The sequence below is a fragment of the Streptomyces sp. 11-1-2 genome (assembly GCF_003595545.1).
GTDB classification, from domain to species: Bacteria; Actinomycetota; Actinomycetes; order Streptomycetales; family Streptomycetaceae; genus Streptomyces; species Streptomyces hygroscopicus_B.
The window spans coordinates 5,131,165-5,152,594 of the sequence record NZ_CP022545.1; the positions used below are offsets into that span (position 1 = coordinate 5,131,165).

At 70.8% G+C, this 21,430-nt stretch carries 18 protein-coding genes, 1 pseudogene and 1 riboswitch; of the genes and pseudogenes, 10 read left to right on the plus strand and 9 right to left on the minus strand.

Going from position 1 to position 21,430, the window contains the following annotated elements; genetic code table 11:
* Positions 1-21 precede the first annotated feature (21 nt).
* Together CGL27_RS21445 and CGL27_RS21450 are read right to left on the minus strand one after the other, a co-directional pair.
* Positions 22-1,089: a DUF4328 domain-containing protein gene (locus CGL27_RS21445; RefSeq protein WP_119989360.1), complete on the minus strand. Its 1,068-nt coding sequence runs from the start codon at positions 1,087-1,089 to the stop codon at positions 22-24.
* Positions 1,090-1,418: 329 nt separating this feature from the next.
* Positions 1,419-3,062, minus strand: coding sequence for a glycoside hydrolase family 20 protein (locus tag CGL27_RS21450; protein ID WP_119989362.1), 1,644 nt, complete (start codon positions 3,060-3,062; stop codon positions 1,419-1,421).
* A 316-nt stretch (positions 3,063-3,378) separates the two neighbouring features.
* Here CGL27_RS21450 and CGL27_RS21455 point away from each other — a divergent pair, with 316 nt between their 5' ends.
* The 6 genes from CGL27_RS21455 (at position 3,379) to CGL27_RS21480 (ending at position 9,054) form a co-directional block, all read left to right on the plus strand.
* On the plus strand, positions 3,379-3,930 hold the full coding sequence (locus CGL27_RS21455) for a 2-oxo-4-hydroxy-4-carboxy-5-ureidoimidazoline decarboxylase (RefSeq protein ID WP_078647469.1): 552 nt from the start codon (positions 3,379-3,381) through the stop codon (positions 3,928-3,930).
* Between the two features lie 156 nt (positions 3,931-4,086).
* Positions 4,087-4,467, plus strand: a complete 381-nt coding sequence (gene sdhC / locus CGL27_RS21460) for a succinate dehydrogenase, cytochrome b556 subunit (protein WP_014061379.1) — start codon at positions 4,087-4,089, stop codon at positions 4,465-4,467.
* A 5-nt stretch (positions 4,468-4,472) separates the two neighbouring features.
* A complete protein-coding gene (locus CGL27_RS21465; RefSeq protein WP_078641975.1) occupies positions 4,473-4,943 on the plus strand; it encodes a succinate dehydrogenase hydrophobic membrane anchor subunit in 471 nt (156 codons plus the stop codon).
* 24 nt (positions 4,944-4,967) lie between these two features.
* Positions 4,968-6,722: a succinate dehydrogenase flavoprotein subunit gene (gene sdhA, locus CGL27_RS21470; protein WP_078641976.1), complete on the plus strand. Its 1,755-nt coding sequence runs from the start codon at positions 4,968-4,970 to the stop codon at positions 6,720-6,722.
* Positions 6,722-7,495, plus strand: coding sequence for a succinate dehydrogenase iron-sulfur subunit (locus CGL27_RS21475; RefSeq protein ID WP_119989364.1), 774 nt, complete (start codon positions 6,722-6,724; stop codon positions 7,493-7,495). The genes sdhA and CGL27_RS21475 overlap by 1 nt, the downstream gene beginning before the upstream one ends.
* A gap of 167 nt (positions 7,496-7,662) precedes the next feature.
* Entirely contained in the window at positions 7,663-9,054 is a 1,392-nt protein-coding gene (locus CGL27_RS21480) for a VanZ family protein (protein WP_119989366.1), read from the plus strand.
* 36 nt (positions 9,055-9,090) lie between these two features.
* On the opposite strand, the gene CGL27_RS21485 is transcribed toward CGL27_RS21480, so the two are convergent.
* Together CGL27_RS21485 and CGL27_RS52155 are read right to left on the minus strand one after the other, a co-directional pair.
* The gene (locus CGL27_RS21485; RefSeq protein WP_205587727.1) at positions 9,091-10,809 is read right to left on the minus strand and encodes a metallophosphoesterase; all 1,719 of its coding nucleotides are present in this window, start codon (positions 10,807-10,809) and stop codon (positions 9,091-9,093) included.
* Between the two features lie 46 nt (positions 10,810-10,855).
* Entirely contained in the window at positions 10,856-11,107 is a 252-nt protein-coding gene (locus CGL27_RS52155; protein WP_043241427.1) for a hypothetical protein, read from the minus strand.
* Here CGL27_RS52155 and CGL27_RS21490 point away from each other — a divergent pair.
* Positions 11,046-12,539 carry a D-alanyl-D-alanine carboxypeptidase gene (locus CGL27_RS21490; protein ID WP_240450583.1) on the plus strand — a complete coding sequence of 498 codons (1,494 nt, stop codon included), beginning with the start codon at positions 11,046-11,048 and terminating at the stop codon, positions 12,537-12,539. The two genes, CGL27_RS52155 and CGL27_RS21490, sit on opposite strands and share 62 nt — an antisense overlap.
* A gap of 40 nt (positions 12,540-12,579) precedes the next feature.
* Here the strand turns inward: CGL27_RS21490 and CGL27_RS21495 are convergent, their stop codons facing one another.
* Positions 12,580-13,614, minus strand: coding sequence for a YihY/virulence factor BrkB family protein (locus CGL27_RS21495; protein WP_240450584.1), 1,035 nt, complete (start codon positions 13,612-13,614; stop codon positions 12,580-12,582).
* 168 nt (positions 13,615-13,782) lie between these two features.
* On the opposite strand from CGL27_RS21495, the gene CGL27_RS21500 reads away from it, so the two are divergent.
* The gene (locus CGL27_RS21500; RefSeq protein WP_119989372.1) at positions 13,783-14,541 is read left to right on the plus strand and encodes an SDR family NAD(P)-dependent oxidoreductase; all 759 of its coding nucleotides are present in this window, start codon (positions 13,783-13,785) and stop codon (positions 14,539-14,541) included.
* A 74-nt stretch (positions 14,542-14,615) separates the two neighbouring features.
* On the opposite strand, the gene CGL27_RS21505 is transcribed toward CGL27_RS21500, so the two are convergent.
* Complete coding sequence (locus CGL27_RS21505; RefSeq protein WP_119989374.1) at positions 14,616-15,212, minus strand: 2'-5' RNA ligase family protein; 597 nt, start codon at positions 15,210-15,212, stop codon at positions 14,616-14,618.
* A 237-nt stretch (positions 15,213-15,449) separates the two neighbouring features.
* Positions 15,450-16,463, minus strand: a complete 1,014-nt coding sequence (trpS, locus tag CGL27_RS21510) for a tryptophan--tRNA ligase (protein ID WP_119989375.1) — start codon at positions 16,461-16,463, stop codon at positions 15,450-15,452.
* 46 nt (positions 16,464-16,509) lie between these two features.
* Between trpS and CGL27_RS52160 the strand changes: the two are divergent.
* Positions 16,510-17,061, plus strand: a pseudogene (locus CGL27_RS52160) (RNA polymerase sigma factor); the annotation flags it as partial.
* 458 nt (positions 17,062-17,519) lie between these two features.
* On the opposite strand, the gene glyA reads toward CGL27_RS52160, so the two are convergent.
* Positions 17,520-18,791: a serine hydroxymethyltransferase gene (gene glyA / locus CGL27_RS21520; RefSeq protein ID WP_119994482.1), complete on the minus strand. Its 1,272-nt coding sequence runs from the start codon at positions 18,789-18,791 to the stop codon at positions 17,520-17,522.
* A gap of 39 nt (positions 18,792-18,830) precedes the next feature.
* A riboswitch (ZMP/ZTP riboswitch) is annotated at positions 18,831-18,928 on the minus strand.
* 32 nt (positions 18,929-18,960) lie between these two features.
* Here glyA and rocD point away from each other — a divergent pair.
* Positions 18,961-20,181 carry an ornithine--oxo-acid transaminase gene (gene rocD / locus CGL27_RS21525; protein ID WP_119989377.1) on the plus strand — a complete coding sequence of 407 codons (1,221 nt, stop codon included), beginning with the start codon at positions 18,961-18,963 and terminating at the stop codon, positions 20,179-20,181.
* A gap of 47 nt (positions 20,182-20,228) precedes the next feature.
* Here rocD and CGL27_RS21530 read toward each other — a convergent pair whose 3' ends face one another.
* The gene (locus CGL27_RS21530; RefSeq protein ID WP_119989379.1) at positions 20,229-21,416 is read right to left on the minus strand and encodes a glutathionylspermidine synthase family protein; all 1,188 of its coding nucleotides are present in this window, start codon (positions 21,414-21,416) and stop codon (positions 20,229-20,231) included.
* Positions 21,417-21,430 lie beyond the last annotated feature (14 nt).

The following is a 21,430-nucleotide window of genomic DNA, read 5'->3' on the forward strand; positions in this document are numbered from 1 at the left end:
CGATTCCGGCGTAGCCGCGGGCTAGCCCTGCCCGTAGGGCGGGTACTGCTGACCGGGCTGGCCGGGTGGCGGGGTCGGCGGCATCGGGGGGGCACCGTACGGGCCGGGCCCGGGGGCCGGGGCGCCGTACGGGGCCGGTCCGGGGCCCGGGGCGCCGTACGGGTTCGGCGCCGGCATGCCGTACGGAGCCGGGCCGCCCAGCTGCGGGGACAGCGAGGCGCGCTGCTCCTGCATCGCGGTGATCTGCCGGACCAGCAGCAGCGCGAGGACCGCCGCGGCCATGAAGATCACGATCGCGAACATGTCGAAGGCCAGGATGGAGTGCAGGCTCTCGATGTCGCTCTTCGCCTCGGAGCGAGAGGGGGCGTAGTCGTCGGCCTCCACCTTGCCCCGCAGCAGGTTGTAGCGGATGCCGCCGATGGCGTTGGTGACCAGCGCGACGATCCAGGTGACCCACCAGCCGTTGAGCAGACCGCGGCTGACGGCGTGCGGCCCCTGCGGGGAACTGGCGCGCCAGATGTCGTTGGCGATCTGCTTGGGGAACCAGAAGTTGACGACGGGGGTGAACCATGAACCGGCCGCCCAGCCGCTGCTGAAGCGGTGCTGGCCGGGCGCGAAGACCTCGGCGTTCAGCCGCAGCCGCCGGAACCAGATCGCCCAGACCACGGCGATCGCGACGGTGAGCAGCGAGTAGATGACCTGCGCGGTGGTGAAGAGGTCGTCGGCGTCGTTGAGGTCGTCCTCGGTGATCGAGACGGACTTGCCCTCGACCGCGTCCAGCATGTCCCCGATCACGCTGTACTGGCCGGAGCGCCCCACGAAGAGGAAGACGAGCGCCGGCAGCGCCACGCCGAACAGCGCGACGAGCGTGGTGGAAAGCCCGCGCCGCAGATCGACCCCGCCGGTCGGCAGGCCCATGGGCGGGGCCGCCGGGTAGCCGCCGGGCATCGGCGGCATCTGCGCCATCTGCGGCGGGACGGACGGCTGCTGCGGCGCGGAGGGCTGCAGCTGCTGCTGGTACGTCCCGCATGCGGCACAGCGCCCGTCGGGGCCGACGGCGACAGCGCGGCAGTTCCCACACGGATACATGGTCTTTTGAGTCCCCCTGGGAACGTGACCCGCTGCGGGCCACGCGAGAAAATAAAGCCTCTGACCGCGCCCAGAGCGCGGACCTGCACGTTACGGGCATCCGACCGGTCAAGTCCAGAGCGGAACGGACCCTGGACACGGGGCGAAGTCCCCGGTTTCGCGCAAGGGGAGGTGTGACGCAATCGAGGCGTGCGACGCTGTAAGGGGTGCGAGCCTCATGCGGGCTCTCCCTGATCGACGGTCGGGGCCTCTCCTGTGGGGGGTGGCGGCCCCGACCGTCCTTCTTTTCTCCCGCTGCTCTCCCGCTGCTCTCCCGCTCGGGCCCGCGCTCAGACCCCGAGCCGCTCGGCGAGCCGGGTGAAGTCGGACCAGCTCAGCGGCGGCTTCCCGGGGTCCCACACCCGCTGGGCCAGCGCCGCGAGCGGCAGCCGGATGCCCTGGGCCACCTGTGCGGGCGTCTGGGCCTCGGGCCGGTCACCCCAGATGGCGAAACGGGCACCGAGGATCCGGTTCGGTCCGGTCAGGGACTTGTCGGCGACGGGCGTGGAACTGCGCAGTACCGCGGGGGACCAACTCTCGTAAATGCGTTCGCCGGTCGGGTAGGTGAAGCCGCCGGGCTCGCCGAGGACGTAGTAGAGGTACGAGTCGTTGAGGTTGACCACCTTGCGGCCCTCCTTCAGGTACTCCAGCGGCGGCCGTGCCGTCTCCTTCAGCCGTCCCGTCCAGTACTCGACCTCGATGTTCTTGTCGGGCTTGACGACGCCGCCGGCGAAGAAGCCGTCGTTCCACGCCTTGGGCTGCTTGCCGAGCTGCCGCGCGAGCCGGGCCCGGTCGTTCAGCCAGCCGGTGACCAGGTCCTGCACCCGGGCGTTGGGGCCGTACTTCGCCTTCGCGGCGGCCACCAGCTTCGGGAACGACGCCTGGGGGTCCTTGACAGTCAGCGCGAGGTACTCATCGGCACCCAGATGCCACCAGCGGCCGGGGAAGAGCGGGGCGTACTCGCGCATGAGCTGATCGACGATGCGGGCCGCGGCCGGATTGGAGATGTCCACCGACCCCTGGAACGTGGTGCCGCCCGCGTTGCGCAGCTGGAGCTGCGGATGAGCCCTGATGACGGCGCCGAGGTGGCCCGGCGAGTCGATCTCGGGGATGACGGTGATGTGCAGCCGCTGTCCGAGCGCGACGATCTGCCGGACCTGGGCCTTGGTGAGGTGCTGGGCCGAGACGATCTCGGGGTGGCTGGTGCTCTGGATGCGGAAGCCCTGGTCGTCCGAGAAGTGCAGGGCCAGCTGGTTGAGCTTGAGGTCGGCCATCTCGCGCATCCGGGCCTCGATCCACCCGGCCGTGAAGAACTTGCGCGCGATGTCCAGGTTGAGGCCGCGCTGGGGGCGCCCGGGCCGGTCGTGGATCACGCCTTCGGGGAGGCGTCCGCCGGAGCGCAGGGCCTGTTTCACGGTGCGGGTGCCGTAGAAGACGCCCGCGTCGGCCGGGCCGGTGATCCGGGCGCGGCCACCGCCGACCGTCAGCGTGTACGCCTCGCCGCCACCGCTCTGCCCCGGGTCGAGGGCGAGGGAGAGATCACCGCGGCGAGCGGTGCCGGAGGCGGTGCGCAGCCCCAGTTCCGCGGCGATCGTGCGGGCCTCGTCGGCGAGCGGGCCATTGAGGTCGGCCACCACCCGGCTGCCGCTGCCGGGCCGCCAGCCCGGGCCCGTGGCCGGGGTGAAGTCGCGGACGGAGGGGATGGTGCGGGGCGGCGCGGAGGCCGCCGTTCCGTGGGGCGAGGCGGAGGGGGACCGCGCCGAGGTGGCGGTCATGGCGTGCGCGGAGTGGGCCGGCGAGGACCGGGTGCCGGCCTGGCCCTGGCCACCGCCCGTCTGCTGACAGCCGAGGGCCGCCAGGACGAGGGTGGCGACGGCACCCGCGATGAGACCGCGGACGCAGGACGCCTTGGTGGCTCTGAGCGGCAATCCCATGGCGGTGTACCTCCTTAGGCCCTCCCCGCTTCGGGCATTCGGCCGATTCTGGGCCGAAAAACACCCTGCGCCCCGAATGCCGTCCACCGCATGCAGTAAAACGTCCCCGTTCGGGTGATATCGCGTTCCCCCCGGCACACCCACCTCCCCGCATCGTTAGCGTGTACTGCTCATACGCCCAGCCATGTCTCCCGCGCCTCTCCCGGGTGTCCGTTTCTCCCGGGTGTCCTTTCTCCTGGGCGTCCGCTCCCATGCGTGTCCCCTGCGTGCCAGAGGAGTCCACCGCGTGTCCGAGGAGTCCACGCTGTCCAGGTCCATGTCCAGGTCCAGGCCCACGCCCAGGTCCCGCGCCGCGGCCTCCCGCCTCGACCGGCTCAACGCCGCCACCGCCGACGCGGCCGAGGCCGCGCTGCTCGCCTGTTGCGGCAGCCGCCGCTGGGCCCGGCTGATCGCGGCCCACCGCCCGTACCCCGATCTGGAGGCGCTGCTGGCCGCCGGGGACGAGGCCAGCTACGACCTCACCCCGGCCGATCTGGACGAGGCGCTCGCTGACGAGTCGGTCGTCGGCCATGAGCTGCCGCCCGCGGAGAGCCTGGGGTCGCCGGCCGCCCACACCGCGCTCCGGGCCGCCCACGATGCGTACGAGCGTCGATTCGGTCACGTTTTCGTCATCTGTCTGGATGGTCTGCGGCCCGAGGAGCGGCTCGACCGGCTGCTGACCGGGATCCGGAACCGGCTGGGCAACGAGCGGGAGAGGGAGCGCGACAACACCGCCGAGGAGCTGCGGCGCATCGCCCGCGGCAGGCTCGTCCGGCTGGCCGCGAACACCTCCCGGTCCCCGGACGTATCCGGGTTCCGTATCGCATGATCGCCCGTTCGTGCTTGATAGATCACACCTGAGCCCCCCGGACGAACCTGCCGACAGCACGTCGGTACGATGGCCAGGGCCGGTGGACCGTACCCGGCCGGGCCCGACCGACCGTGAAGCCGGCAGGCCCCAAATCCGCTTCCGGAGGGTTTTTCCGTGCCGGCTGGAACGCTGTATCGCGGCCGGGAAGGCATGTGGTCCTGGGTGGCTCATCGAGTCACCGGCGTCCTCATCTTCTTCTTCCTGTTCGTACATGTGCTGGACACCTCGCTGGTCCGCGTCTCGCCCGAGGCGTACGACAACGTGGTCGCCACATACAAGAATCCCGTCGTGAACCTGATGGAGTACGGCCTCGTGGCCGCCATCCTGTTTCACGCCCTCAACGGCCTTCGCGTCATCGCCGTCGACTTCTGGTCCAAGGGAGCGAGGTACCAGCGCCAGATGCTCTGGGGCGTCGTCGGTATCTGGGTCGTGCTGATGGCGGGCGCCTTCTACCCGATCCTCCAGCACACGCTGCGCGAACTGTTCGGGAGCTGACGCACATGTCCGCCGAGACCACCACCCCCGCGAGCGACCCGGTCACCGGGTACGACGTGGATCATCCGGCCCCGGTCATCGAGCCGCCGCGGGCCCGTACCCGCAAGACGCCCAGGGCGACCCGTACGAACTTCGAGATGTACGGCTGGCTCTTCATGCGCCTGTCCGGCGTCCTGCTGGTCGTCCTGGTCCTGGGCCATCTGCTGATCCAGCTGGTGCTGGACGGCGGTGTCACCAAGATCGGCTTCGCCTTCGTGGCCGGCCGCTGGGCCTCGCCGTTCTGGCAGACATGGGATCTGATCATGCTCTGGCTCGCCACGCTGCACGGCGCGAACGGCCTGCGCACGATCATCAACGACTACGCGGAGCGGGACACCACCCGCCTGTGGCTGAAGGCGCTGCTCTACACGGCGGCAGGATTCACCATCGTGCTCGGCACTCTGGTGATCTTCACCTTCGACCCGAACATCCGCTAGGCCCCGGGGCTGAGGTATCCACTCATGAAGATCCATAAGTACGACACCGTCATCGTCGGCGCCGGCGGGGCCGGAATGCGCGCGGCCATCGAGTCGACCAAGCGCAGCCGCACCGCGGTGCTCACCAAGCTCTACCCGACCCGCTCCCACACCGGCGCGGCACAGGGCGGCATGGCCGCCGCCCTCGCCAACGTCGAGGAGGACAACTGGGAGTGGCACACCTTCGACACGATCAAGGGCGGTGACTACCTGGTCGACCAGGACGCCGCCGAGATCCTGGCGAAGGAGGCCATCGACTCCGTCCTCGACCTGGAGAAGATGGGCCTGCCGTTCAACCGCACCCCGAACGGCACCATCGACCAGCGCCGCTTCGGCGGCCACAGCCGTAACCACGGCGAGGCCCCGGTCCGCCGGTCCTGCTACGCCTCGGACCGCACCGGCCACATGATCCTCCAGACGCTGTACCAGAACTGCGTCAAGGAGGGCGTGGAGTTCTTCAACGAGTTCTACGTCCTGGACCTCCTGATGACCGAGGTCGACGGGGTCAAGCGCACCGCCGGTGTGGTCGCCTACGAGCTGGCCACCGGTGAGCTGCACGTCTTCCAGGCGAAGGCCGTCGTCTTCGCCTCCGGCGGCTGCGGCAAGTTCTTCAAGGTGACCTCCAACGCGCACACCCTCACCGGTGACGGCCAGGCGGTCGCCTACCGGCGCGGGCTGCCGCTGGAGGACATGGAGTTCTTCCAGTTCCACCCGACCGGCATCTGGCGCATGGGCATCCTGCTGACGGAGGGCGCCCGCGGTGAGGGCGGCATCCTCCGCAACAAGGACGGCGAGCGCTTCATGGAGAAGTACGCGCCGGTCATGAAGGACCTGGCATCGCGAGACGTCGTATCGCGGTCCATCTACACGGAGATCCGTGAGGGCCGCGGCTGCGGTCCGGAGGGCGACCACGTCTATCTGGACCTGACCCACCTGCCGCCGGAGCAGCTCGACGCCAAGCTGCCGGACATCACCGAGTTCGCGCGGACGTACCTGGGCATCGAGCCGTACACGGACCCGATCCCGATCCAGCCGACCGCGCACTACACGATGGGCGGCATCCCGACCAACGTCCAGGGCGAGGTGCTGGCGGACAACGACACCGTCGTCCCGGGCCTGTACGCGGCCGGCGAGGTCGCCTGCGTCTCGGTGCACGGCGCCAACCGGCTGGGCACCAACTCGCTGCTCGACATCAACGTCTTCGGCCGCCGGGCGGGCATCGCCGCCGCGGAGTACTCCGCCAGGGCCGACTTCGTCGAGCTTCCGGAGGACCCGGCCGCGTTCGTCCAGAGCCAGGTGGAGAACCTGCGGGACGCGACCGGCACCGAGCGGGTCACCGAGGTCCGCAAGGCGCTGCAGGAGACCATGGACAAGAACGTCATGGTCTTCCGCACCGAGCAGACGCTCAAGGAGGCCGTCGAGGAGATCGGCCACCTGCGGGCGCGCTTCAAGAACGTCAGCGTCCAGGACAAGGGCAAGCGGTTCAACACCGATCTGCTGGAGGCCATCGAGCTGGGCAACCTGCTCGACCTGGCCGAGGTCATGGCGATCTCGGCGCTGGCCCGCAAGGAGTCGCGCGGCGGCCACTACCGCGAGGACTACCCGAACCGCGACGACGTCAACTTCATGCGGCACACCATGGCGTACCGAGAGGTGGGCGCGGACGGCTCCGAGTCCATCCGCCTCGACTACAAGCCGGTCGTGCAGACCCGCTACCAGCCGATGGAGCGTAAGTACTGATGAGCACCCCCACCCTTGAGAAGTCCGACCAGGCCCCCGAGGCGGCCGACGCCACCGCCTCGCACCTGATCACCGTCACCTTCCGGATCCGGCGCTTCAACCCGGAGGTCTCGGACCAGGCGGTCTGGGAGGACTTCCAGATCGACATGGACCCGAAGGAGCGCGTCCTCGACGGTCTCCACAAGGTGAAGTGGGAGCTGGACGGCACCCTGACCTTCCGCCGCTCCTGCGCCCACGGCATCTGCGGATCCGACGCGATGCGGATCAACGGCCGCAACCGGCTGGCCTGCAAGACGCTGATCAAGGACATCAACCCGGAGAAGCCCATCACGGTCGAGCCGATCAAGGGGCTCACGGTCCTCAAGGACCTGATCGTGGACATGGAGCCGTTCTTCCAGGCGTACCGCGATGTGATGCCCTTCCTGATCACGACGGGCAACGAGCCGACGCGTGAGCGGCTGCAGTCCGCCGAGGACCGCGAGCGGTTCGACGACACCACCAAGTGCATCCTGTGCGCCGCGTGCACCTCCTCGTGCCCGGTGTTCTGGAACGACGGCCAGTACTTCGGCCCGGCGGCGATCGTCAACGCGCACCGCTTCATCTTCGACTCCCGCGACGAGGGCGGTGAGCAGCGGCTGGAGATCCTGAACGACAAGGACGGCGTCTGGCGCTGCCGCACCACCTTCAACTGCACCGAGGCGTGCCCGCGGGGCATCGAGGTCACCAAGGCCATTCAGGAGGTCAAGCGCGCTTTGATCACGCGCCGCTTCTGAGCCACGGAGCCTTTGGGCTCTGAGCCTGCCTTTGGCTCGGAGCTTGTGGCTCCGAGCTTGTGGGCGAGGGCCCCGCTTCCCGGATTCCGGGGGCGGGGCCCTTGTCGTATCGGCGCACGCCGGGTGGCTATACACACGATGTATACGCATGGCGTATAGTCCTGCGCATGGCCACCGCCTACCTTCTGCCGATCAAGACCGCCGCCGCGCTCTTCCCGCTGCTGGCACTCTTACTGCTGCTGCCGACAGCCGTCGTCCTGTACCGCCGTCATGGCGTGATGTCCCGGGGGCGGACGCTGTCGCTGTACGGCTTCCTCTACTACTCGCTCACCGCCTTCTGCATGACGATCGTGCCGCTGCCGAAACAGACCGGCGACATGTGCGAGCGGTTCGCACCCGTGGCCCATCCGCAGTGGATGCCCGGGAACACCTTCAGCGACATCTGGAAAGAGGCCCACCACAAGGTCGGGCTCAACTCGCTCGTCCTCCAGAACCCCGCCGTCGCCGGGACCGTCTTCAATCTGCTGCTGCTTCTGCCGCTCGGTGTCTTCCTGCGCTACCACTTCGGGCGCTCGCTGCGCGCCACCGCCGGGATCGGCTTCGTGGTCTCGATGTCCTTCGAGCTGACGCAGTGGACCGGGGTGTGGGGCCTGTACAACTGCCCGTACCGGCTCTTCGACGTGGACGACCTGATCGTCAACACGGCGGGTGCGGTGGTCGGTTGGCTGCTGGCCGGACCGGTCGCGCGGATGCTGCCCGCCCTGGAGGCACTGGACGGGCGGGCGCTGGCGGCACGTCCGGTGCCCTTCGGGCGGCGGCTTACGGCGCTGGTCGTGGATGTGGCCGGATATGTCGTCGCATCGGTGTTTGCCGCGGCCGTGATGACCTATCAGGGCGGCGCGGCCCCCTCATGGATACCGGTCGGAATCTTCGTGGCCTGGTTCATCCTCCTGCCGCTGGCGACCGGCGCGACCCCCGGAAAGCGGCTGTTGCTGCTGAAGCTGGTGTCGGACGACGGGGGCCCGCTGGTGCCCTGGCGGCTGACGCTGCGCGCGCTGCTGCTCGGGGCGCTGGTGATGCCGTTCCTGTCGGGGCTGTTCCTGGCCATGCTGACCCTGCTGCACGAGCCGTGGCCGTCCGGTCTGTTCGCCACCGTCCGCGACTCGGGCGCCCAGGGCGCGGCGGCGGTCCTTACGGCGCTGAGCCCCATCCAACTGCTGGCGGTGATGGCCGGGTTCGCACTGACCGCCACCTGCGTACGGAAGACGCTGCGCCACCCGGACCGGCTGGCCCCGCACGACCGTATCTCGGGCATACGCAACGCCCCGCTGCCGCACCGCCGCGCCAAACGGGCCGACGCGCAGGGTGGCGGCGTACGGGCCGCCGCGCAGGCCGCCGAGTCGGAGCCGGTCGCGGTGGCGGTGGCGCGGGCCGTCGACGACGCACCGGCGGGGGACCTCGACCGTCCGCTGGTCAGCACGGGTCCCGTCGGTCCCAGCGGGCCTACCGGTGCCACCGGCTCGGCGGAGGTTCAGCGGTCCGCCGCCGACTCGCGCTGATGCGGGGTGGGGCCGGGATGGCGGGCGCTCAGGCGCTCAGGTACGGGTCGAGGCCAGCTCCACGACGGTGACGTCCGGTGGCGCCCCGACCCGTACCGGCGGGCCCCAGGCGCCCGCCCCGCGGGTCACATAGAGCTGGGTGTCGCCGTACCGCTCGAGACCGGCGGCGGTGGGGTTGGCGAGCTCGGCCACATAGGTGCCGGGCCACACCTGACCGCCGTGGGTGTGGCCGGACAACTGGAGATCGACGCCCGCCTTCACCGCGTCGTGGATCACCACGGGCTGATGGGCGAGCAGCACGGAGGCACGCGAGCGGTCGCGGTCGCCGAGCGCCTTGCCGAAGTCGGGGCCCTGCCCCTCGCTCTCGCCCGCTACGTCGTTCACCCCGGCGAGATCGAAGCCGGGCAGCTCGGTGTGCTCGTTCTCCAGGGGACGCAGGCCCAGCCCGCGCACATGGTCCACCCACTCCTCGGCGCCCGAGTAGTACTCGTGGTTGCCCGTGACGAAGTAGCTGCCGTGACGGGCGCGCAGCGCGCGCAGCGGCTCGGCGGCAGGGCCAAGGTCCGCGACGCTGCCGTCCACGAGGTCGCCGACGACGGCGATGAGGTCGGGGTTGGTGCGGTTGACCGCCTCGACGACCCGCTGGGTGTGGGCGCGGCCCAGGATCGGTCCGAGGTGGATATCGCTGACGACGGCGATCCGGAAGCCGTGCGCCTGGCGCGGCAGCTTGGCGAGCGGCACGGTGATCCTCTTGACCCGCGGCCCGCGCAGCACGGTGTTCGTCCCGTAGCCCACCGTTCCGGCGGCCACGGCCGTGGCACCGACGGCCACGGCCCGCGCGACAAACAGCCGCCGGGAGGCGGCGGGCGCCGCGCCGTCCGCAGCGGCCTCCGCAGCCCCGCCCGAGACGCTTCCGGCCGCCGCCGCTCCGCTCGCCACAGCCGCGCCCTCGCCGTCCCCGACCGCGTGCTTCACCAGGCCCGCGGCGCCTGCCGACGCCCGACCCGTGGGGCCGTCCAAGGCGGCCACCGGGCTGTCCACGGCCGCCCTGCCAGCCCAGCCCGCGCCGTCTCTGGCCGCCACCGTGTCGCTTGCCAGAGCTGTGGCCCCGCCGTCGGGCACCACCGTCACGGCGGCCCCGCTGTCGTCGGCGAGCGCCGTCGGCACCCCGCCCGACGCCCCCTCGGATGCCAGCGCCCCACCGCCGCCGTTGCTCGCGACGGCGCCGACGGGGCCGTCCCCGCCCGCGCCGTCCCCGGCCGCCACGCCCTCGCGGCCCTCCGTGCGGACGGCCGCCGGGGCGGGACCGACGGCGCCGGTCTCGTCGGCGGTCACGGCCGAACCGGCATCCGGTCTCCGCCCGGCGGCGGCAGCCGCATCCGCATCCGCCGCCGGGCCCTCGGTCGACCGCACATCAGCGGACTTGGCGGAGTCACGACGGCTCAGCCATGCGCGCAGCAAGGGCCGTACCGCCTCGCCCACGAGCAGGGCGAGGGTCAGGTACAGGAGCAGGGCCAGCCAGAGGTAGCCCGGCCAGGCCAGGACGCGCTGGAGCGCGAAGGGCGCGCCCGCGCGGCCCGAGATCACCGCGCCGACGCTCATCAGTGGCAGCACGAAGGCCGCCGTCGTGCCCGTACGGCGCACCCACCCCCCGCGCGCCGTCGTGTCGCCGACCAGCCGCCGCCACACATACCAGTGGACGCCGGTCAGCAGACCCATGACGGCCAGCGCGATCAGGACGTAGAGCACGACCATCCCCGGTCCCCTCCCCTAGCGACTACCCGACGGCTGCCCGGAACGGCTACTCGGAGGCGTCGTTTCGACGCAGAGCGCGCACCCCACGCAACCCGATCACCCCGATCGCCGTCCCCAAGAGAAACGAGGTGATCGCGAGCAGCAGATGCACCCAAAAGTACGTGGTGGGGTCGCCGGAGTCGTCGAAGGCGAGTCCGCTGGCGTCCTTCCACAAGTTTTTGACAAAGGTGAACCAGATGACCCAGCTCCAGACCCCGAAGGCGAGCAGGAACCAGGACACGGGGCGGCTGAGCTTCATGGGATCCAGTATGGGCACGGCCCCGGATACCTCCACGCGGGGGTCTGCCGTCAATACGTCGGCGCCGCTGTCGCTCTCCTCAGCGACGCCAGGTACGTTCACCTCCGTGCCCACACCTTCCTTCACCAGCACTCACGTCCGAGACCGCACCCGTAAGAGCACCGGCAAGAGCACCCGCACGAGCAGTCGCCGTACCCCCGCCCGCCGCGCCGCCGTGCCGCTGGCCGCCACCGCCGCCGCCCTCCTGCTGTGCGGGCCGCTCGCCGCCGCCCCGGCGCACGCCGCCGATCAGCCGGGCGGCTCCACCGAGGCGGTCAAGCCGCCCGCCCGTATGTCCACGGTGGGCGGGAAGCGGCTCGGCCGCCCCGGCACCCAGGTGGACCCCAAGGCGGGCGCGCCCGCGCTGCCCAAGGAGCTCAGCGGAAAGTCCTGGCTGGTGGCCGACGCCGAGTCCGGTGATGTGCTCGCCTCGCACAACGCCCACTGGCAGCTCCCGCCCGCGTCCACCTTGAAGATGCTGTTCGCGGACACGCTGCTGCCGAAGATGCCGAAGACGAAGACCCACAAGGTGCAGCTGTCCGACCTGGAGGGGATGGGTGAAGGCAGCAGCCTGGTCGGCGTCAAGGAGAACTACACCTACTCGGTCCACGACCTGTGGCTCGGCGTCTTCCTGCGCTCGGGCAACGACGCGGTGCATGTGCTGTCGGCCATGAACGGCGGTGTCCCGGCGACCGTAAGCGACATGCAGGCACACGCGAAGCATCTGAACGCCAGGGACACCCATGTGGTCACACCCGACGGCTACGACGAGAAGGGCCAGGTCAGCAGCGCGTACGACCTGACCCTCTTCGCCCGTTCGGGGCTGCAGAAGGCGGACTTCCGGGAGTACTGCTCGACGGCGACCGCGCAGTTCCCCGGCACGTTCGAAAAGGGCAAGAAGAAGCGCTCCAGCTTCGGCATCCAGAACACCAACCGGCTGTTGACCGGCTTCGGCGTCGAGCCCTACAAGGGCATCGCCGGGGTCAAGAACGGCAACACCACGAACGCGGGCGCCACCTTCACCGGGGTCGCCCAGCGCGGAAGCCGGGTGCTGCTGGTCACCGTCATGAATCCGCAGGAGAAGGAGGCGAACGAGGTCTACAAGGAGACCGCGAGGCTCTTCGACTGGGGCTTCAAGGCGGCGGGCTCGGTGCACCCGGTCGGCACCCTCGTCCGCCCCGGTGCGGCGGGCGCGAACCACCCCTCGGCCGGCGGCGAGGACGGCCACAAGCACGCCCAGGCGTCCGTCTCCACGGACAACGGGGGCTCCGGCGGGGCATGGACCGCGGTGGGCATCGCGGGCGGCTCACTGGCGCTGCTGGGCGCGGTGGCCTTCGGGGTGCACCGCCGTTGGCCGCTGCCGGAGCTGGTGCGGCGCCGCTCGCGCGACTGAGCGAGCCCTTACGGCCGAGCCGGCCCTCTTACGGTCGCCGTCACGCCGCCGCCTGCGGGCCTTCGGGCCTGCGGGCGCGTGGCTTTTCGACCTCCGGCTCGGACGGCTGGGTCCGGCCCGGCTCGAACGGCTCGGCCTGGTCCGGCCCGGACGGCTCGGCTTTGTCCGCGTCGGACAGCTGGGCCCTGTCCGCCTCCGCCGCCCATTCGGCCTCGCGCTCGGCCTGGGCGGCGGGCGGGGTGGCGGTCCAGGCGGCGCAGTACAGCGTGAGTTTCGCGGTGAAGTTCATCCACAGCAGCAGGGCGATGGGCACCCCGAAGGCCCCGTACATGCTCTTGGCCGCCACGTCCTTCAGATAGCTGCTGAGCAGCACCTTGAGCAGTTCGAGGCCGATCGCGCCGATGAGCGCGGCGACCACGACCGTACGGCGGGGCGGCTGCACGCCGGGGAGCCAGGTCAGGACGTAGCTCAGCAGCACGAGGTCGGCGCAGACGGCGATGGCGAACGCGGCGATCCGCAGCAGCCAGCCGCCGATCCCGTTCTCGGGGATGCCGATGAGCCGGACGATCCGGCCCACGGCGGTGGCGGCCAGGGCGGACACGGCGAACGACACGAGCGCCACACCGCCCAGCCCGATCAGCACGAAGGCGTCCTTGACCTTGCGCACCAGCGGGTTGCCGAGGTCCTCCTCCAGCTCCCATACCGCGCGCAGGCACTCGCGCAGCGAGCCCACCCAGCTGATGCCGGTGAACAGCAGCAGGGCGCCGGCGACGACTCCGATCGTGGCGGCGTTCTGGACGAGTGCGCCCAGGTCGAGCTGGCCGGAGATACCCGGGATCTGCTGGGCGATCTTCTTCTGCAACTGGGCCATCTGCGCTTGGCTGAGCGTCGCCGCGCCGATCGCCGCCCCGACGGCGATGAGCGGGAAGAAGGCGATGAAGCTGGTGAACGTGATCGCGGCGGCGAGCCGGGTCCAGTGGACGCGGTCCAGCCGTTCGTAGGTACGCCAGGCGTGGGTGCGCATCAGCCAGGCCATCGCGGGGCCGACGACGGGCAGCCGGGTCAACGATTCCATGATCAGCAAGTACCCTTCTGCGCGGAGTCACTCCTCGGCGCGCCGGTGCGCGATACGGATATCCGGGTTCCCCGGACAGCCGCTCCGCTCATCACTCTTTTCGGTGAGGCCGTGAGTACGGGCACACAATCACTCCATATGCCCCGCATCGGGGGATACGTTCACCCCATGAAGGACGTAGTCGGTTCCCCGCAGTCGGTGCTCGTCCTGGGCGGCACGTCCGAGATCGCCCTGGCGACCGTCCGCCGCCTGATCAGCCGTCGCGCCCGTACGGTCTGGCTGGCCGGCCGCCCCTCTCCCGCCCTGGAGTCGGCCGCCCGGCAGCTGCGGGACCTCGGTGCCGAGACCCTTACGGTGCCCTTCGACGCGCTCGCGCCCGAGGCCCACGAGGTGACCCTGGGCAAGGTCTTCGCCGAGGGCGACATCGATCTGGTGCTGCTGGCCTTCGGCATCCTGGGCGTCCAGGCGCGGGACGAGACCGATCACCCGGCGGCGGTCCGCGTCGCCCAGACCAACTACACCGGCGCCGTCTCCGCGGCCCTGATCTGCGCCAACGCCATGCGCCGCCAGGGCCACGGCTCGCTGGTGGTGCTCTCCTCGGCCGCCGCCGGACGGGTCCGCCGCACCGACTTCATCCACGCCTCCGCCAAGGCCGGTCTCGACGCGTTCGCGCAGGGGCTGGGCGAGGCGCTGCGCGGCACGGGCGTCCATGTGATGGTCGTCCGCCCCGGCTTCGTCCGTACGAAGCTCACGGCCGGGCTGCGGCCCGCGCCGCTGGCCACCACGCCCCAGGCGGTCGCCGAGGCCATCGAGGAGGGGCTGCGGCGGCGCGCCGCGATCATCTGGGCACCGGGCGCGCTGCGGCTGACGATGGCGGCACGCCGCCTGCTGCCCCGGTCCGTCTCCCGCCTGAGCGGGCCCCGGTAGGGGCGCGGGGAACTGCGCGACCAGCCACGACGGACCCGCAGATGACCAACGCCACCGGAACCCCAGCGGCGCGCCTAGCGGGGCGCCGCCGGACGCGAGAGACCGGCCTGACGGGGCACCACGGGCGAGCCACCGCCCGGCTGTTCATCCGCCCCGAAGGGATATTCGCGGTCCAGCCGCCAGACCCCGTCCGCCCCCTGCTCGTACAGCGCGAAGCCGGTGATCGTCCAGGCGGCCTCGTACTCCTTGAGCTCGACGAACGCCCGGTCCATCGCCCCCTCGTCGATGCCGTGGGCGATCGTGACATGCGGGTGGTACGGGAACTGCAGCTCCCGCGCGCACGGCCCGGACTCCACCCGGATCCGCTCCTGCAGCACCGCGCACTCCTCCGCGCCCTCGACGATCCTGACGAAGACGACCGGCGAGAGCGGCCGGAAGGTGCCGGTGCCCTCCAGCCGCATCGGGAACGGCCGCCCCTCGGCCGCGACCCGCGCCAGATGGTCCTCCACGGCGGGCAGTGCCGAGGCGTCGACCTCGGTCGGTGGCAAGAGGGTGACGTGAGTGGGGATGCCATGGGCGGCCGGGTCCCCGAAGCCCGCGCGCCGCTCCTGGAGGAAGCTGCCGTACGGCTCCGGGACCGCGATCGAAACGCCGAGCGTTACGGTCCCCACTGCGTTCTCCCTCCTGGCCCTCCCGGGCTGCTGAGTTGTGGCCGCTGCACCCGTGTCAGTGTGGCGGCTGCGCCGCCTTCGCGGCTAGATTCCTCGGTTCTTCCACACACCCATCCACAGGCCCCCTGGTCAGGGGGCCGGACCGGTGCGTTCCGCTGTCCGCGCGGGTCCGTATCCCATACGTGCGCGGGGCGCGCCGTGCTCACCGGGTGGTGCGAACGACGCTCGACGCGCCGCTCAGCGCGCGGGGGGCAGGAAGCCCACCTTGTCGTAGGCGGCGGCCAGCGTCTCGGCGGCGACGGCTCGGGCCTTCTCGGCTCCCTTGGCCAGGATTCCGTCCAACGTCGCGGGGTCGGCGAGGTATTCCTGGGTCCGCTCGCGGAACGGCGTGACCCACTCGACCAGCACCTCGGAGAGCTCGGTCTTGAGCGCGCCGTAGCCCTTGCCCTCGTAACGGCTCTCCAACTCCGGGATGGCGGTGCCGGTCAGGGTGGAGTAGATGGTCAGCAGATTGCTGACGCCCGGCTTCTTCTCCTCGTCGTAGCGGATCTCCGTCTCGAGGTCGGTCACCGCGCTCTTGATCTTCTTCGCCGAGACCTTGGGCTCATCGAGGAGGCTGACGATCCCCTTCGGCGTGGACGCCGACTTGCTCATCTTGATCGTCGGGTCCTGGAGGTCGTAGATCTTCCCCGTCTCCTTGACGATGTACGCCTCGGGGACGGTGAAGGTCTCGCCGAAGCGGCCGTTGAAGCGGTCGGCCAGATCCCGGGTGAGCTCGATGTGCTGGCGCTGGTCCTCGCCGACCGGCACGTGGTTGGCCTGGTAGAGCAGGATGTCCGCGACCTGCAGGATCGGATAGGTGAAGAGGCCGACGGTGGCCCGGTCGGCGCCGTGCCTGGCCGACTTGTCCTTGAACTGCGTCATCCGGGACGCCTCGCCGAAGCCGGTGAGACAGTTCATCACCCACCCGAGCTGGGCGTGCTCGGGCACATGGCTCTGGATGAAGAGCGTGCAGCGGTCCGGGTCCAGGCCGGAGGCGAGCAGCTGGGCGGCGGCGAGCCGGCTGTTGGCGCGCAGCTCCGCCGGATCCTGCGGCACGGTGATCGCGTGCAGGTCGACCACGGTGTAGAACGCGTCGTGGGTCTCCTGCAGCGCGACGTACTGCCGGATCGCACCGAGGTAGTTGCCGAGGTGGAAGGAACCTGCGGTGGGCTGGATACCGGAGAGCGCACGGGGACGATCGAGGACCATGGCACCCATTCTCTCAGGTGTGGAACCAGACTCCGTCCGCCGGTGTATGAAAGGTGTGAGGACTCGTGAAGCACAGATCATCGCGCGGGTGCTGGCCGGCGACACCGAGGCATATGCCGAGCTGGTGCGGGCCCATGCGCCGATCGCGCACCGCACCGCCCGGCTGCTCGGGGCGGGCGCGGATGCCGAGGATGTGGTGCAGGACGCCTTTGTGAAGGCGTATCTCGCGCTGGGGCGGTTCGAGAGCGAGGCGGCGTTCCGGCCCTGGCTGCTGCGGATCGTCGCCCATGAGACGAGTAACGCGGTGCGTTCGGCGCGCCGGAGGCGGACGGCGGCGGACCGGGAGGGAGCGCTGCTGGCCGGGGCCGAGCCGGTGATACCGGAGTCCGCCGATCCGGCGGCCGTGGCACTGGCGGGCGAGCGGCGGGAGCGGCTGCTGGCCGCGCTGGAGGAGCTGAGCGAGCCGCAGCGGCGGGTGGTGATCTACCGCTATCTGCTGGATCTGGACGAGGGGGAGACCGCGGAGGCGCTGGGCTGGCCGCGCGGCACGGTGAAATCACGGCTGAGCCGCGCCCTGAGACGGCTGGAGCGGCTGCTGGGGCCGTCGGAGACCGCCGATGAGACGCGGTGGATGGCCAATGGGACGCGCTGGACGGCCGATGTGAGGCAGTGGACGGCCGAGGAAACTCAACGGACGGCCGATGGGACCGAGTGGGGAGGCGAAGGAGATGGCCGAGGAAGGGCTGCCCGGAGAGCTGCGGGCGCTCGGGCGGGCGTTGGAGATACCGCCGTCCGGCGGACCGTCGCGGCACGGCGTGTCCCGGGCGGGCGGCGTGCCCCCGGAGGCAGGCGTGCCCCCGGAGGGAGCCAAGTCCTTGGAGGGAGCCAAGTCCTTGGAGGGCGGCGCGCCGCCGGAGGGCGGGGAGACGCTGGTCGAGCGGGTGCTCGCCCGGATCGTGGGCCTGCCGGTGCCGGTGGCCGACGACCGGATCCGGGAGGAGCAGTGGTGGCGGCCCCTGCCCGGCCTGGAGGCCGGGCAGGGGCCCGCGGGCGGCGTCAGCCGGTCGGCAGACCGGGAGCCGGGTAGCCCGCCATCAGCTCGGACACCTCGGCCCTGATCTTGATGAGGCCGCCCTGGTCACCGCTCTTCGCGGCGGTCACCCCGCGGTCGATCCAGTCGGCCACGGCGGGCATGTGCTCGGTGGACAGACCGCGCGAGGTGAGGGAGGGGGTGCCGATCCGGATGCCGGAGGGGTCGAAGGGCTTGCGCGGGTCGTAGGGGACGGTGTTGTAGTTCACCACGATCCCGGCCTGGTCCAGGGCCTTGGCCGCGACCTTGCCCGGCACCTCCTTGGGCGTCAGGTCCATCAGGATCAGATGGTTGTCGGTGCCACCGGAGACCAGATCGAAGCCGCGGGCGAGCAGCTCCTCGGCGAGCGCCTTGGCGTTGGCGACCACGGCATGGGCGTAGTCACGGAAGGCGGGCTGGGCGGCCTCGTGCAGGGCCACCGCGATGGCGGCGGTGGTCTGGTTGTGCGGACCGCCCTGCAGCCCGGGGAAAACGGCCTTGTCGATGGCCTTGGCATGGGTCCCGCGCGCCATCAGCATCGCGCCGCGCGGACCCCGGAGCGTCTTATGAGTGGTGGTGGAGATGACATCGGCATACGGAACGGGCGAGGGGTGGGCGCCGCCCGCGATCAGACCGGCGATATGCGCGATATCGGCGACGAGCACCGCGTCCACCTCGCGGGCGATCTCCGCGAAGGCGGCGAAGTCGATCGTGCGGGGCACCGCCGTGCCACCGCAGAAGATCAGCTTGGGCCGCTCCTCGAGGGCCAGCTCGCGCACCTGGTCGAAGTCGATCGCGCCGGTGTCCTGGCGCACCCCGTACCGGACGCCGCGGAACCAGGTGCCGGTGGCGGAGACGCCCCAGCCGTGGGTGAGATGACCGCCCATGGGCAGTGACATGCCCATCACGGTGTCACCGGGCTGGGCGAAGGCCAGATAGACCGCGAGGTTGGCGGGCGAGCCGGAGTAGGGCTGCACATTGGCGTGCTCGGTGCCGAAGACGGCCTTGGCCCGGTTGATCGCCAGGGTCTCCACCTGGTCGATGATCTGCTGGCCCTCGTAGTAGCGGCGGCCGGCGTAGCCCTCGCTGTACTTGTTCTGCAGCACCGTCCCGGAGGCTTCCAGGACGGCGGCGGAGACATAGTTCTCGCTCGGAATCAGGCGCAGGGTTTCGGACTGCAGCAGCTCCTCGGAGCCGACGAGGGAGGCGAGTTCAGGGTCGGCGGCCGACAGGGCGGGATGGGAAAGGGGCAGGCTCATCGAGTCCTCCGGGGCGATCGGTGACGGTCCGGTCGTGTCCCGGGGTGCCCAGGCGGGCGGCACCTCGTGGCGCTAAGGCCGCGCATCGCTTCCTCGTGGTCGGTTCCACGCTCGGCTCGCCAGTCACGGTGCGCACCCCCACTCTAGCTAGTGAGACAAGGAGGACAAGATGGGATCGGGAGGCTCCGCGGAGCGGGCCATCGCCGCCGCCGAGGCCCATGGCGCGCACAACTACCATCCGCTGCCGGTCGTCGTCGCGTCCGCCGAAGGCGCCTGGATGACCGATGTCGAGGGCCGCCGGTATCTCGATCTGCTCGCCGGATACTCGGCGCTCAACTTCGGGCATCGCAACCGCCGGCTGATCGAGGCCGCCAAGGCGCAGCTGGACCGGGTCACCCTCACCTCCCGCGCGTTCCACCACGACCGCTTCGGCGCCTTCTGCTCCGAGCTGGCCGAGCTGTGCGGCATGGAGATGGTGCTGCCCATGAACACGGGGGCGGAGGCGATGGAGACGGCCATCAAGACCGCCCGTAAATGGGGCTACCGGATCAAGGGCGTACCGGACGGCCGGGCCAGGATCATCGCCGCCAGGGACAACTTCCACGGCCGGACGATCACCCTCATCAGCTGCTCCACCGATCCGGAGGCCCGTGCCGACCACGGTCCCTTCACCCCCGGGTTCTCGATCGTGCCGTACGGGGATCTGGCGGCGATGGAGGCGGCGCTCGACGCCGCGCCCGAGGAGACGGTCGCCGTGCTGCTGGAGCCGATCCAGGGCGAGGCCGGAGTGGTGGTGCCGCCGCCCGGCTATCTGGCCGGGGTCCGGGAGCTGACCCGGGAGCGGAATGTGCTGTTCATCGCCGATGAGATCCAGTCGGGCCTCGGACGCACCGGCACCACCTTCGCCTGTGAGCACGAGGGGGTGGTCCCCGATGTCTATGTGCTGGGCAAGGCGCTGGGCGGCGGGGTGGTACCGGTGTCGGCGGTGGTGTCCTCCGGCGAGGTGCTCGGGGTGCACCGCCCCGGGGAGCACGGCTCCACCTTCGGCGGCAGCCCGCTCGCCTGCGCGATCGCCCTGGAGGTCATCGCCATGGTGCGGACCGGGGAGTTCCAGCGGCGCTCGGCCACGCTGGGCGAGCTGCTCCACCGGGAGCTGGGGCTGCTCGTGGGAAGGGGAGTTGAGCAGGTGCGTGGCCGGGGGCTGTGGGCAGGGGTGGACATCCATCCGTCACGGGGCACCGGGCGGCAGATCTCCGAGCGGCTCATGGACCGCAGAGTGCTGGTCAAGGACACCCATGGCGCCACCATCCGCATCGCCCCGCCCCTGGTGATCAGCGAGGAGGATCTGGAGTGGGCGCTGGACCAGCTCAGGGCGGTGCTGGCCGAATGACCCGGTACGGCTCGGTGGCCCTGTCCTGCTTGGAGAATCAGTTTGGTTCAGAGGATCACATGGGGGATGAAGCGCGCGTACTCATCTGTCACCAGCCCCGCCGACTCGCGGATGCCGAGCCCCGCCGCCTCGCCCTCGACGACCCAGGTGCCGAGTACCACCCGGTTGCCGTCGAAGTCGGGCAGCGGCGCCAGTTCCTGGTAGCAGCACGGCTCATCGCGGAGGACGGGCTCCTCGCCCGGCGGGTGCACGGTGACCCCGGCGCCCTCGCGGCCGAGCAGCGGCTTGGCCACATAGCCGTTGGCGCCGGACAGTTCACGGGGGCCGTCGAGGTAGGCGGGCAGCAGGTTGGGGTGGTCCGGGAAAAGCTCCCACAACACGGCCAGCAGCGCCTTGTTGGACAGCAGCATCTTCCAGGCCGGTTCGATCCACAGCGTGGATCCGGTGCCGCCCCCGTTGTCGAGGGTGTCCAGCACCTGCGGGCCGAACCGGTCGGTGACCAGCCACTCCCAGGGATAGAGCTTGAAGCAGCTCCGGATGAAGCGGAACCGCTTGTCGACGAAGCGGCCCGACAGCCGTTCCCAGCCGATGTCCTCCATGGAGATCGCCTCGGTGCTCAGCCCGGCCTGGTCGGCCGTCTCGCGGAGGTAGGCCACCGTCATCAGGTCCTCGCCCAGCTCGTCCCCGGCCGAATGGGCGAAGTACAGGGGCGTCCCCGGCGGCAGCAGCGCGGCCTGGCTCCGCCAGGCGTCGACCAGCCGCTCATGGAGGGAGTTCCACTGGTCGGCGCCCGGGAAGCGGTCCTCCATCCAGAACCACTGGGCGCTCGCCGCCTCCACCAGCGAGGTGGGCGTGTCCGCGTTGTATTCCAGCAGCTTCGCCGGGCCCGATTCACCGTCGTAGCGCAAATCGAACCGGCCGTAGAGGCTGGGCTGTTCGGCCCGGCGGTGCCAGGACTCGGCGATCAGCCCGGCCAACCGCGGATCGTCGATGCCGAGGTCGGCGAAGCTGCCGGTCTCGACGATATGGGCGGCCGCGGCCAGCGACATCCGGTGCAGCTCCTCGACGACCTCCTCCAGCGCCTCGACCTCGGGCAGCGAGAAGGCGTAGTAGGCGCTCTCGTCCCAGTAGGGGCGCAGCGAGCCGTCCGGGTAGCGGGTCAGCGGATAGATGACCCCCTGCTCCTCCACCGTGGACTGCCAGTCGGGGCGGGGGTCGATGGTGTGGCGCTTCATCGTGGGGCGGCCCG

Bases quoted from the DNA above. Each gene is read 5' to 3' on its own strand.
- CGL27_RS21445 (WP_119989360.1), bottom strand. From the start codon at position 1,089: ATGTATCCGTGTGGGAACTGCCGCGCTGTCGCCGTCGGCCCCGACGGG.
- CGL27_RS21450 (WP_119989362.1), bottom strand. From the start codon at position 3,062: ATGGGATTGCCGCTCAGAGCCACCAAGGCGTCCTGCGTCCGCGGTCTC.
- CGL27_RS21455 (WP_078647469.1), top strand. From the start codon at position 3,379: ATGTCCAGGTCCAGGCCCACGCCCAGGTCCCGCGCCGCGGCCTCCCGC.
- CGL27_RS21465 (WP_078641975.1), top strand. From the start codon at position 4,473: ATGTCCGCCGAGACCACCACCCCCGCGAGCGACCCGGTCACCGGGTAC.
- sdhA (WP_078641976.1), top strand. From the start codon at position 4,968: ATGAAGATCCATAAGTACGACACCGTCATCGTCGGCGCCGGCGGGGCC.
- CGL27_RS21475 (WP_119989364.1), top strand. From the start codon at position 6,722: ATGAGCACCCCCACCCTTGAGAAGTCCGACCAGGCCCCCGAGGCGGCC.
- CGL27_RS21480 (WP_119989366.1), top strand. From the start codon at position 7,663: ATGGCCACCGCCTACCTTCTGCCGATCAAGACCGCCGCCGCGCTCTTC.
- CGL27_RS21485 (WP_205587727.1), bottom strand. From the start codon at position 10,809: ATGGTCGTGCTCTACGTCCTGATCGCGCTGGCCGTCATGGGTCTGCTG.
- CGL27_RS21490 (WP_240450583.1), top strand. From the start codon at position 11,046: ATGACCCAGCTCCAGACCCCGAAGGCGAGCAGGAACCAGGACACGGGG.
- CGL27_RS52155 (WP_043241427.1), bottom strand. From the start codon at position 11,107: ATGAAGCTCAGCCGCCCCGTGTCCTGGTTCCTGCTCGCCTTCGGGGTC.
- CGL27_RS21495 (WP_240450584.1), bottom strand. From the start codon at position 13,614: ATGGAATCGTTGACCCGGCTGCCCGTCGTCGGCCCCGCGATGGCCTGG.
- CGL27_RS21500 (WP_119989372.1), top strand. From the start codon at position 13,783: ATGAAGGACGTAGTCGGTTCCCCGCAGTCGGTGCTCGTCCTGGGCGGC.
- trpS (WP_119989375.1), bottom strand. From the start codon at position 16,463: ATGGTCCTCGATCGTCCCCGTGCGCTCTCCGGTATCCAGCCCACCGCA.
- glyA (WP_119994482.1), bottom strand. From the start codon at position 18,791: ATGAGCCTGCCCCTTTCCCATCCCGCCCTGTCGGCCGCCGACCCTGAA.
- rocD (WP_119989377.1), top strand. From the start codon at position 18,961: ATGGGATCGGGAGGCTCCGCGGAGCGGGCCATCGCCGCCGCCGAGGCC.
- CGL27_RS21530 (WP_119989379.1), bottom strand. From the start codon at position 21,416: ATGAAGCGCCACACCATCGACCCCCGCCCCGACTGGCAGTCCACGGTG.